At 58.9% G+C, this 12,101-nt stretch carries 9 protein-coding genes; 1 reads left to right on the top strand and 8 read right to left on the bottom strand.

Going from position 1 to position 12,101, the window contains the following annotated elements; all coding sequences use genetic code 11:
• Positions 1 to 32 precede the first annotated feature (32 nt).
• From E9954_RS00165 to E9954_RS33580, 7 genes are all read right to left on the bottom strand, one after another.
• Positions 33 to 212 (bottom strand): hypothetical protein, encoded by a 180-nt coding sequence (locus E9954_RS00165; RefSeq protein ID WP_136077242.1) that lies wholly within the window; start codon positions 210 to 212, stop codon positions 33 to 35.
• Positions 209 to 1,618 carry a purine-cytosine permease family protein gene (locus E9954_RS00160; protein WP_136077241.1) on the bottom strand — a complete coding sequence of 470 codons (1,410 nt, stop codon included), beginning with the start codon at positions 1,616 to 1,618 and terminating at the stop codon, positions 209 to 211. Before E9954_RS00160 ends, E9954_RS00165 begins: the two co-directional genes overlap by 4 nt.
• 265 nt (positions 1,619 to 1,883) lie before the next feature.
• The gene (locus E9954_RS00155; RefSeq protein WP_168441859.1) at positions 1,884 to 3,296 is read right to left on the bottom strand and encodes a sulfatase family protein; all 1,413 of its coding nucleotides are present in this window, start codon (positions 3,294 to 3,296) and stop codon (positions 1,884 to 1,886) included.
• A 5-nt stretch (positions 3,297 to 3,301) separates the two neighbouring features.
• Positions 3,302 to 5,041, bottom strand: a complete 1,740-nt coding sequence (locus E9954_RS00150) for a family 78 glycoside hydrolase catalytic domain (RefSeq protein ID WP_222846983.1) — start codon at positions 5,039 to 5,041, stop codon at positions 3,302 to 3,304.
• Positions 5,042 to 5,184: 143 nt separating this feature from the next.
• Complete coding sequence (locus E9954_RS00145) at positions 5,185 to 6,735, bottom strand: DUF6807 family protein (protein WP_168441858.1); 1,551 nt, start codon at positions 6,733 to 6,735, stop codon at positions 5,185 to 5,187.
• Complete coding sequence (locus tag E9954_RS00140) at positions 6,735 to 8,063, bottom strand: Gfo/Idh/MocA family protein (protein ID WP_136077237.1); 1,329 nt, start codon at positions 8,061 to 8,063, stop codon at positions 6,735 to 6,737. Before E9954_RS00140 ends, E9954_RS00145 begins: the two co-directional genes overlap by 1 nt.
• 12 nt (positions 8,064 to 8,075) lie before the next feature.
• On the bottom strand, positions 8,076 to 8,279 hold the full coding sequence (locus E9954_RS33580) for a hypothetical protein (RefSeq protein ID WP_136077236.1): 204 nt from the start codon (positions 8,277 to 8,279) through the stop codon (positions 8,076 to 8,078).
• 15 nt (positions 8,280 to 8,294) lie between these two features.
• Here E9954_RS33580 and E9954_RS00130 point away from each other — a divergent pair, with 15 nt between their 5' ends.
• Complete coding sequence (locus E9954_RS00130) at positions 8,295 to 8,987, top strand: helix-turn-helix transcriptional regulator (protein ID WP_136077235.1); 693 nt, start codon at positions 8,295 to 8,297, stop codon at positions 8,985 to 8,987.
• Between the two features lie 13 nt (positions 8,988 to 9,000).
• Here the strand turns inward: E9954_RS00130 and E9954_RS33410 are convergent, their stop codons facing one another.
• A complete protein-coding gene (locus E9954_RS33410; protein WP_136077234.1) occupies positions 9,001 to 12,054 on the bottom strand; it encodes a glycosyl hydrolase in 3,054 nt (1,017 codons plus the stop codon).
• Between the last annotated feature and the right edge of the window lie 47 nt (positions 12,055 to 12,101).

Genomic DNA, 12,101 nt, shown 5'->3' with positions numbered 1-12,101 from the left:
AGTTCCAGCGGAAAAGCACGCACACCGAAACGCTAGCCTTCGTTTTTCTCGCGGCCCATCCACAAGATGGCGCTCGCGAACCAGACGACGGTTGCGATCGTCATCAGCATTTTGTTCATGGGAAGGTCGATCTTTTGCGCATAGAAGAGCGACGGTGCGAGCACGATCAAAACGAGGGCCAGATAGGAAATAATCTCTAATACCTTTTTCATGCTTCCGCCCCTTTCTGGGTGAGCTTGCTAACAACGATGTAGAGCGCCGAGGCCAGGAACCACCCTGGCAGAGCGACGAAAAAGATCTGGAACTGCGGCTTGCCCGTTTTATTCAGCCCCACGCAGATGGCCAGCGTCGCGACCCACGCGATGGCCGCGGCCCAGTTGAAGGTGAGCTTCCTATGCTCCGCATAGAATTGCTTGAGCCCGAGCTTCGGGAAGATCCAGAAATCGGTGAAGACCACCGCCCCCATCGGCATGAGGATCAAGCCATAGATCGCGACGAATCCGAGCAGACGCATGGCGATGGCCGGGAACATCCCGGCAAGCGTCGCCAACAGTCCGGTGAAGATCGTCACCTTGAACCGCGACACCTTCGGCACGATGGCCTGGAACGCGAGTCCGGCGCGGTAGATGGTTGGGTTGGCGGTTGTCCATCCGGCAACGATCACGCAGATGAGTCCGGCAACGCCGGCCGCACGGTAGGCCAGCGGCCCCGGCAGCACGTCGGTGTTGGATGGATCGAGATGCAGCTGCAAGGCATAGAGGATCGATGCGGCCAGCCACGCCATGAAGTGGCCAACATACATGCCGGATGCGGCGGCAATGCCGTGCCACGACTTTTTGGCGAAGCGGAACACCGAGAGGTCGGACATGCCGACGTGCATCGCCATGTTGCAGAACCAGGCAAAGAAGGTGACGTGCCAGAAGGTAAACTTCACCTGTCCGGGTAGCGGCTCCCCCCCCTTCCAGATGGAGGTCTGGCAAAGCTCCCACAAACTGCCGAGCGAGTTTACTTCGGCGCCGGTCACCTCGATGAACTGCCGCAGGCCAATGATGCCGAAGCCGAGAAAGACCAGCACCATCCACGGCGCGGCAATGTTGGCCACCTTCGAGACCATGTCGTAGCCCCAGGCGGCGACAACGGAAATGACCGCGCCGACGGCCAGCACCGCGAGCACCCAACCGACGCTGTTGGGCATCAGATCGTTGAGCCCCGGCATGGGGAAATGGAACCAGACCCCGAGCGCCGTGGCCGACACCGTGATCATCGATCCCGCAAGGAAACAGAACATGATTCCATTCACGATGTTGTAAATCGTGACGAGACTGCGACCACAGATTTTTTCGAGCTGGTAGTAGAGCGTCAGCCGCGCGCGCACGGCGATCGGCGCGCAGAGGAACATCCAGCTGAGCACCGCCAGCAGGTTGCCGAGGAACAATCCCCCCAGCACGTCAAAGGCGCTCACGCCCGCCGCAACAAACAGCGGGCCAATCATCAATTCGGTTCCGGCGCAGTGTTCCCCGGCATACATGCCCACGAACGCTTTCAAGCCCTTCGTCTTCGAGACGGGAACCGGCTCGCGCTCGAACTCGCCATGTTTTTCCTGTTGCTCTTCAGCCATGCTCTTCTCCTTGTGTTGCGTAATGCGTAATGCGTAATGCGTAATGCGTAATGCGTAATGCGTAATGCGTAATGCGTAATGCGTAATGCGTATAAGTGCAAACCGCTATCGTCAGAAGAGTCAATTACGAATTACGTATTATACCAAATTAAACTGATTTTAATTTTTTACCACAGAGTTCACGGAGACGCAGAGGGTGGCAGATATTTTGGTTGCTCTGTGCCTCCGTGCGCTCTGTGGTGATACTCTTCAAGTTAATTGCCTATTACTCGTTGCCTTTTCTCTCCTTTTGCTTCGCCAACGGATAGGTCTCGAGATAGGTGTCGAGACGCAGGACCATTTGCTTCCGCACGGTGGCATATTCCGGATTGTCGGCCAGGTTGACGAATTCGGCCGGATCCTTTTCCAGATCGTAGAGGCATTCGTAGGGGCCGCCCGGCTCATCGTAGTAGACGGCGTATTTATATTTTTTTCCACGCACGGCATGCCAGTTGTTGTAGCGGTTGAACTTGTGTTCGCAGAAGACGTCGCCGCCCCAATCGGACGCGGGCCGCGCTTCGATCAACCCGGCCAGCGACTCGCCCTGATACACCGCAGGCTTGGGAAGCCCCGCCCATTCGACGAGGGTCGGCGCCACGTCGAGGTGCGTGCAGAGTTCCTTGACCACCCGGCCGCGCTTTTCCTTTGGCAACGAGGGATCGTAGACGATGAACGGCAGGTGCAACGACTGGTCGTAGTGGTTCCATTTGCCCGCCAACCCGCGGTCGGCCATCAAATAGCCGTTGTCGGCGGTGTAGACGATGATGGTGTTTTGATCCAGCCCGGCCGTCTTCAGTTCCGCGAGAATGCGCGCCACGGCGTTGTCGATGCCCGTAAACAACCGGTAGTAGGCGCGCAGGTTGGTCTGGTATTTTTCGGGCGTGTCCCAGCGCCAGTAGTAGCGCAGGCGCGAAAGCTCCTCCTTATCCTTCAAGAACTCCGGCAGCGCGTCGAAATATTTGGGATCGCCCAGCTTGGGCAGCGGCATCTCGATGTCTTCATACAATCCATCGGCGGAAGGCGGCCATTGGAAATGGAATCCCGGCCGATGGTCGGCATCGTCCGCGTGGGTTGCATTGAAACTGACCGACATGCAGAACGGCTGCCCCTTTGGATTGGTCTTGATAAACTCGATCGCGGCATCGGCGCACAGGTCGGTCTCGTGACGCAGCGAACCGTCGGGTTGTTTTTTCAGGAAGGGGTGCAGGCTGTAGGGCTTGAAGAAATCGAACTGCTGCTCCTTATCCTTCGCGGCATAGCGGAATCCAAACTTGCCGGCAAAGCCGGTGCGGTAGCCGTTCGCCTTCAGGTACGCCGGATAACTCGTCGGGATATATTCCGAGGGAACGGGCAGCTCGCCAAAGTTAAACCCGTGCGACCGCTGGGAGAGCCCCGTCATGATCGTGGCGCGGCTCGTGGCGCAGATCGGCGTTTGGCAGAAAAAGTTTTCGAAGCGCACGCCGTTTTCCGCCAGACCGTCGAGGGTCGGCGTTTGGATCAGGTTGTTGCCATAACAGCCCAGCACATCGTGGCGCTGGTCGTCGGCCAGGATAAACAGGATGTTTTTCTTCGGTGCAGCCGCCGCGGCGAGCGCAAGGCACACAAACAAAAGCAGGTTCGTTCTTTTCCAAAATTTCATATTCATCATTTCCTAACTTCAAAAACCGCGGTTCCTTCAAGCTCCACCCGCAACCGGTCGCCGACGCGCCTCGCCCTCTCGGGCTTGCCATTGCGATACACGCGGCCGAAGTCCGGCAGTTCCACCTGCGCCCCCATCCCCTCGGGAAGCGACACCTTGAGCGCAAACCCCTGAGCGGTTTGCTTCCATTCCACTTCAATGCCCCCGAGCGGCGTCGGCACCTTGCCCTTGGCAAAACCGAGCCCTCCGATGCAGGGCCGGATCCGCGCGGTTTTCCAACCGGGTGTCAAAGGCTCGACGCCGAGCACATAGCGCGGCAGCAGGTTGGCGGGGGCCGCGCCCCAGGCGTGGTTCCAATCCTGGTTCGGCTTGTATTTTTGATCCCAGGCTTCCCAAGTGATGGTCGTTCCGCTTTCGACCATATGCCGCCAACTGCGGTCGTGCTTCGCGGTGATGAGTTCGATGGCCTGCCGGTCCGCCCCGTTTTCGAACAGCGCTTCCATCAAATATTGCGCGGCATAGACCGAGCACTTCATCCCGCGCCCGGCGAGCCAGTCGGCCATCGGCTCGCGCACCGGTTCCGGAGCCAGGCCGAACGCCAACGGAAACAGGTTGGCATGCAATGCCATGTGGTCGGTTCCAACACCATCGCGATACAATCCCTTATCGGAATCGAACAGCGTCTTTTGCATCGCGGCAAGCGACGCCTGCGCCAACGCCTTGAACTCCGAGGCTTCCTTTTCCTTACCAATCGCACCGGCCATCTCGGCCATCATCTCAACCGCCCGGATATGGAACGCGTTGACCACGGTGTTGGTGCCGGTGCGGACGTAGCCATCGCGCTCCTTGGCCGGCCAATCAACGATGTCGTTCTTTTTGATGTCCATGGCATCGCTGGCCACCAGTCCATCCGGCCCCCGCCGTTCCATCAGGGTTTTGGTTTTGAGCGCGTCGTAGCGCGGCTTCAGCCAGTCGGCGTCTGCCGTATGCATCCAGTCGGCATAGGCCATGAAAACCATGTGCGGTGCCCACTCGGTCGGCCAGGTGGAATGGGCCATCAGGTGGTCGAAGGTATCGCGCGCCATCTGTTTATCGGAATCCGTATAGTAGTGGCTGAGCTGGTTCAGGTAGGCGTCGGCTTCGTAGGGAATGCGCTCGCGGTCGCCGTCCACATAGAGGCCGGCGAAGGTGGTGGCCTTGATGGAGTAGCGGCAGAGCTCCCAGATGCGGTTGAGCATTTCGTCGGAAGACTCGAAAGAAGCCGCGTCATCGTCCCACGTGGATGCATAGGCGGACTGCCGCACGATATGCTCCGGCTTCAGCTCGCCCTTCCAGCCCTCGATCTCGACCCAGCGGAACGGCATCACCACGCCCCATTCCTCGGGCGTGAGAATGGCGGGCGGATGCATGGGGCTTACCAGCTTGGTGTTGCGCTTATCCGCCGGAGGCGCAACGACAACCGGAGCGGTGCCTTCCAGCGTGACGGTCGTTTTGTTGTACCGGACCGTGCCGGGTGGCTTGCGGTCGATCCGCCCATCGGTGAACGCCTCGCCGAAATGCACCGTGAGTTCCCCGCCGGAGCCCGGCGGCGTCAACCGGAGGTTGCCAAAGGCCACCCGTCCGAAGTCAACCAGGTAAAGCCCGGCCCCGGTCTTGCGGATCTCCACCGCGGGTTCGTCCACCAAATGCGTGGGTGCCCCATGCGCACACGTGCAGGCCATCGCCAGCACGATCCATGCAGCCATTCTTAAATCCATATCGTCTCCCCCAAGGCTACCCTAACAAACGTAATATGATACGCAGGGAGGCGCAACTCAACCTTCACGATCCAGACATATTACAGCACGATCCAGCCAAAAAGATTGCACAACCCCATAGCCCGTTCGGGTCAGTCCGTGGCATCGTCGGCCGCCCACCGCACCCCGGCAACGAGCAATTTCCGGAAACCACGGTTTTCCATGGCAGCTGCGCTGTGTCCGAGCAGCAGGGTAAAACAACGGCCCTCGCCGAATTGGCCGGTCAGGGCGGTCGGCTCCCAGTTGCCGGTATGCTGCGAAAAGGACTCCGCAATGACGGTGGCATCCGGATGAACGAAGGGCTTGAACCAGAGCTCGTCGCTGGTTTCAAAGTTTTCCAATCCAAGGGAAACCGGGTGGCCGGATTCCAAAAACCGAACGTCGAACCCGTGAGGCTTCCGATGCCCCGTACCGCCTTTCCAGGTGGCCAGGCAGATGGCGTGGTAGTCGTCCCAATCGTAGAACGAAGAAGAGCCGGCATGGACGGCCACATGTCCCCCACCCTTGCGCACGAAATCGACATAGGCTTTCTTCAGTTCCCCGGACCAGGGGGCTGGTTGGTTTTTGCCGAAGGCATTCCAGTTGCTGAGCAAAACATCGTAGCCGGCCAGAACCTCCGGGCTCAGCTGTTCCGGATGGGTGACGACATCGACGTTAAAGTTGCCGGACTCTTCCAGAATGGCTTTGAGCGCGGGGGTGGTGGCTTGCCAGTCGTGGTTGTTGGCACCGGTCAGGATGACCACGTTTTTGCGGGTCCATTTTTTCCAAAGCCTGGAAGCGGCCTCCCGGGTTCCGATGCCTGGCAAAACGACGAGCCGGTAGTTCAGCGTCCGTGTTTCCCCGGCCTGGAGTGCCTGCGGCGCATCATGAATGACGGCGGGGCCGAAGAAAGGCATGCCGGGCGCGATGTACCACTTCGAGGGATGGCCGAAGTTGTCGGGATGATCCATGAACAGCAGGCTACCGCCCTCCGGCGCGTTGAAGAGCGTCCAGGCGGCGGCCGCGCGGTGGGCGCTTTCCCGCCCTTCGCTATCGAGGAAGGTGCCGCCCTTCATGGCGGCGTTCATGCGGACCGACCAGCCGGCATAACCGCCCCAGCTTTTCCCGCCCGGCTGGCCCGGGATCGGCGTGCGATCGAGCACCACCGTTTTTTCCAACGCCTGGAAGGTGGAAGACCAGTCGATGGAATAGGTGCCGGTTTCATCGGGCGCAGCAACCACGACCAACCGGTTTTCGCGCATGACCGGCGCTTCGGTTCCGGCCGGCGCGTATTCGATTTCGAGGTTGATCCGCGCGGTCTGGTCCTTGATTGTTCCCGCAACCTTCCGGATACGGGTTTCGCCGGCGGAAGCATGGGTTTCGCGCTCCTCCTCCCAATAGTTCACGCCGTTGATGAACTTCCAGGAAAACCAGACGCCGCGATGCCAGGGATGATCCTCCGGGCGCAGATCCGTGAACACGGTTCCTTCGGTCGAAGCGAGCGGGTGAAACCAGGGCTTCCCGTCCGCCGGGTCGCAGTTATATGTCCACAGCGCCTTGCCGTCGAGCCAGGCGGCGATGGAACCGGCTCCCTGCCGGAGCTCCAGCCCGGCGAAGGCCGGGGCGGAGACCAGCAGGATGAGGAGCATCCGTTTCTTCATCATCAGGCCATCAGTTGATCGAACGGTGCACGCATGGGGCGGTGCATCATCTTCACCGCAGCATCGCTTCCCACAACGGTTTCCTTTTCCGGATCCCATTGGAGCGTTTCGCCGGTGCGGATGCCGATGTCGCCGAGGTGGCAGATGGTGTCGGACAGGATGGCCGATTCGAGCGGGGCAACCGGCTGCTTGCGCGCCAGAACGCTGTTGACGAAGTCGGCCAGATGACCTCCGGAGCTCGGTGCCAAACGGCGCGGCCCCGGATCCTTCGCTTTGCGCCGGAGCTCCTCCGTTGAAGCCATCATGCCCGCGCGGGATACGGCGACCCAGCCCTTGTCCCCCACAAACTGCGTGCAGTTGCCGAACTTTTCGAGCTGCGCAATATCAGGTGCCTGCTGCTTGGTTTTCGCGGTTTGGGCATCCGTGAACCAAAGCCGGGTTCCGTTGGCGTAGGTGGCTTGCATATCCCAATGGGAAACGGTGTTGAAAAGCCCGTCCACCGGGATTTTCCCCGTGGTTTCATACTCCACCGGAATGCCCAAGCCTTCCTCGTCCGCCCACCACTGCAACTGGTCGACCGGATGCGCCCCCCAGCCCGCAATGAAGCCGATCGCGTAATCATAGACAAACCAGGCACCGGTACTCTTCAGGCAACGATCCGTGGAGAACGGCGCCTCGGGTGCAGGCCCGAGCCACAGGTTCATGTCGAAGCCCTCGGGCACGGGTTCGGCGGCGAGGGAACCGCCGCTCCCCCCCTGCGGGGCCCACACAAAGACCTCTTTCACATCTCCAATATGACCGTTCAGCACGAGGTCGATGCCCATGCGCAGATGCTGCTGGGAACGCTGTTGCGTGCCATACTGGAAGACGCGGTTGTATGTGTTGACGATCTGGCGCGAGGCAAGGTTCTGCCCGATGCTCAGACCCAGCGGCTTTTCGCAATAGACATCCTTCCCGGCCTTTGCCGCGGCGATGGAGATCGGCACGTGCCAGTAGTCGCCGGTCACAACGTGCACCGCGTCGATGTCGTCGCGGGCAATCATGTCGCGGAAGTCGTTGTAGTGCTCTTTTGCGCCCCACTCCCGGGCGCGCTTAACGCGGCGCTCGGTGTTGGGGTCGCACGTCGCGATGATCTCCGACTTGTCATAGTTCTTGTATTCCCAGCAGGCGTTCGCCCGCCCACCGCACCCCACGACGCCGATCGCCACACGATTGCTCGGCGAAACGCTGCCGTTCTGCCCCAGTACGGAGGAAGGGATGATGGACGGGAAGCCAACCGCCGCGCCAAGCAGCGCGGAGGTTTTCAGGAAATGTTGACGGGTTGTTTTCATGGTTTGTTCTCCTTATCCCATCCATCCGCGCAGGCGCTCGATGGAGGTCTTCACATTTTCCTCGCCGGCGATCTCCAGCGTGGTGGCGCCATCGAAGCCGACGGATTTCAATTCATCTACAATAGCGGGTATGTCAATCACGCCATCGCCCAACGGAATCGTCGCCATACCGCAGCCGAATTCCTTGCCGCGTTTTTCGATCCACTCTTCGGGCATATCCTTCCAGTGCACATGCTGGATGCGGGAGCCGAAGCGTTGGATGTAGTCGATCGGCTCGGAGCGCCCAACATTGGAATCGGGCGGCTGCACTGGATCATCATCGATGTCGGCGTTCGGCAACCGCATCAGGAGTGGGTCTGGCCCGACTGGCTGGTGATCCTGCCCGAAGACCTTGCGGAACTGACGGCGTGCCTCCGCGAGAACGAACAGCCGGTATGGAATGCCTCCGATGAGATCCAGGACTGCTTCAGGCAGATCGGGAAGACGATCCGGGAACATAAAAGTGCCTCGCGCCTTGCCGTGTATGCCAACGAGCTGCTGCTTCACCTGCTTGACCTTTTCCGGGAGCAAAAGGTTTCGCGCACCAAGTCGCTGACGGATGCGCAACGGAGCGTGAAGCTGTTCCTATCGTCCCTCGAAGCCAGCTATGCCGACGAATGGACTCTCGATTCCATGGCCGAGAGCTGCGGCCTGGGGGTGACCCGTTTTGTGCATTACTGCAAACAGATCACGAACCAGACGCCCCAGCTGTTCCTCAACCAGCTCCGGCTGGAAGCCGCGGCGGAACGGCTGAAGACCGATCAAAGCATAACCGCCATCGCCTTCGACTGCGGCTTTTCCTCCAGCCAATATTTTGCCACCGCCTTTAAAAAGCAGTTCGGTTGCACCCCGCGCCAATTCCGGCAACACCGGGCACAACCCTGAAACGGACTGGATCTCAAGCCATGCGCGGAGATTCCAGAAGGCCGGATGGAATAAGCATGCAGGCCTCGGAAAAATCGGCGCCCTCGGTCAGCCAATGGTCGGGGCCGTTGTGCATGCGCCCCTGAACGCAGTCGTGCAGCGGGCCAAAGGTGTTGCGGCGCGTCAGCACCAGTTCCACGTCGACCGTCCCGCCGCCCCCGGAAACATCGGCCTCGAACGGATCCCAGCCGAGCACCTGTCCATTAACCTTGGCGCACGCCGCCCCGATGGTAGGAAGTTTGAGCCGGGTTGCGTTTCCGGGGACTGGAACATGATAGGTGATGGCACCGGAATAGAACGGGAAGCCCTGCGCGCATAGATCGCCGACCGCCACCGTTTCAACCATTGGAACGATTTTCCGCGCAGCCCCTTCAAACTCCACGCCGAATTCCCCGAGCAGATAGATCGCCTCGATGTTGCTGTTTTCGGTGTAGCGGGTCTTAAGCACGATTTGGTTTTTTCCTGACCTTGGAAGATCGGTCGGAAGACGTACGCGGTGGAACGCCATATCGACCCACCGCCCGGACGCGGAAAGATCCAGCGGCTCTCCGTTGATTTCGACCCGGAAGTTTTCGGGTTCCTCCATCACCAGATCGATCCATTCGGGCATCGTTCCGATCTCGAAAGCAAAGCGCAGTTCGACATCGCACAACGCCTTGACCGGGTGCTGCGCCACAAACCACGGTTGCAGCATTTCGCCGCCGCGGCGCATGATTCCCTGCGCATCGCGAATTTGCTGGTCGATTTTCAGCACTTCCGTTGCAGACTGCCAGTTGCCGCCATCGAATTTGTATTCGGCAAAATCAAGCACGCAAATGTTGGGTTCGGATAAGGTGTAGCCGAACGGCCCATCCAACGCACGGGGGCAGGAATGTCCCCGCTCCTTTTCTATTAACGGAGCGGGGACATTCCTGTCCCCGGCCACCCAAAGCTTCTGCCCGCCCACGGGGAAATCCACCGTAAACGTTTTCCAACCATTGGAACTTTCCGTCTGCACCGGCATCCGCTCGCCGGTTTCGCAGTTCCATTCCTCGATGGCATGTTCCGTTTTAATTTTAACCGTTGCGCCCTCGCGCCGCTCATCGCGATTCACATTCAGCGCGGCAAAGATTAAACCCTCATCCGATTTCCGGAGTTGCCCGAAAATATCGGGAGCATCGACGGTAGCCAGCGGTTGCGGAACAACCTCAAGAATCCTCTCTTTTTCAAAAGGAACAAAAGTTGTGCCTTCTGCAAATTTGATCGCGGAGTCGTCATCAACCGCGTCAACATTTGCCGGCGGCGAACCCGCAAAAACCACTTGCCCCCCCGCCTCAATAAATTTTTCTAACAGTTTCAACGTCGAAGAACGGATCGTGTCCATGCCGGAAACCAGCACGGTTTTATAGCAGGAGCAGCCCAGCCGTAGTAATCCATCATCCACCGATCCCAGCCGTACAAGCATTTCCTCGTCGCCGTAATCAAAATCGACCTGGCTTTCGAGCAGCCAGGTAAAGAGCTGCTGGTAGTTGCGTTCCAAGGTCTGGAGATGTTCATCCTGCAGGCCGAGCCCCCTCGACCAGCCGAGATGCACCTGCGCCCAGAGGCTTTCGACGGGGTTGACCACGAGCACGTCGCAGACCGCCTCGCCCTGCGTCATCATCAGGCCGAAGCGGGCAAAGTAGTCTTCCACGTGTTTGTATTCCCTGTGCCAGGCCGACTGGTGGAGAATGCTGGCGGGATAGTCGCGCTTGGCCTCGCCCTGCATCGTGTACCACGAAAGATGGTGGCAGCGCAGATTAATGCCGAGCAGGGCCTGCCAGTCGCCCACTTCCTTGTGTCCGGAAAACGGCATCTGCCAGCCGGTGCAGCCATAGAGCTCGGAGAGCAGTTGTTTTTTTCCGGTCTGGCGCGCGGCGGATGTCAGCTGCTTTACAATCCAGTAATTACGGTTTCCCTCGCTCAATACATCGACTCCGGGTGCCGTCATATGCTCATAGTAACGCATCACCGAGCCGGACATCGCCGTCTGCGCGGTCAGATTATCTTCGTGCAGAACGTGGCCGGTCAGAATCAGGTTGTGCTCTTCGCACCATTCGTTACACGGAATCGCAAAGTTTTCCAGAAACAGTTGCTGGAGCAGTTCCACATAGTGCCACTTCACCGGAGAGATCCGATTTCCATCCATCTGCAGAAAGAGCTCAGGAAGTTTCGGGCGCAGATCATAGCCGAAACGCTTTTCAAATTCATCGAATAGTGCCGGCGTGTAGGGCGCACAAAATGCGCCGTCATCCCGGTACATGGAAAACCCATCCATCAGCGCACCGCGATGCGGTTCATCCGTAAAAACCCCTTTGATTGATTTGCCTAACCGGTCGCCGCATTTCCCTGCATATTTTTCATGGGTTGATTTCAGGAACGCTTCCGTGGCCTCCCGGTTCATGGTGTCGATGTAGGTGTATCCGTTATAGAAACCGCTCTTCCCCTGTTCTACAATGGAGAAGCGGAGCAACGACCGCTGCTGTACCACAGGCGTCCCGCCTGCTATCGTATCGCAGGCGTCCCGCCTGCCTCCGAAACCTGTACCGCAGGCGTCCCGCCTGCCCTGCTCCACCGCAACGCCGCCTGAAACGTCTACAACATTCCTGCAAACTACCCCATCCAGCTCACAAGTGAATTCGGCAATGACGTTTTCGCCCTCGCCTTGCGGATCAATCTCCAGCAGAATCGCCTTCTGCCGGAACTCGGGGTATTGCGAAACGATCCCGCCGGCGAGGCCGGACGGCCAGCGATCTTCATCGTAGAGCCACGCTTCGAGGCCGATCGATTCGGCATAGTCGGCACAAGTATTGATCAGTTCAAACCATTCTTCGCCGAGGTATTCAGTTTCGAGGCCGGTGCGGGAATGCATAAAAAAACCGCCCATGCCCATCTCTTTTATGACATCAATCTGACGCAGCAGCTCGTCTTTTTCGAGTTTGCCGTTCCAGCTCCAGAACGGCTTACCGCGCCACTCCGCACTGGGATTTAAAAAATTATCTATCTGCACAAAAAAACTCCTTAATGTCCCTTACTGTAAACATTATCATATATTCA

The sequence above is a fragment of the Pontiella desulfatans genome (assembly GCF_900890425.1).
Lineage (GTDB): Bacteria > Verrucomicrobiota > Kiritimatiellia > Kiritimatiellales > Pontiellaceae > Pontiella > Pontiella desulfatans.
Note: the sequence above shows the minus strand (reverse complement) of the source record. Positions and strands in the feature narration are given on the sequence as shown.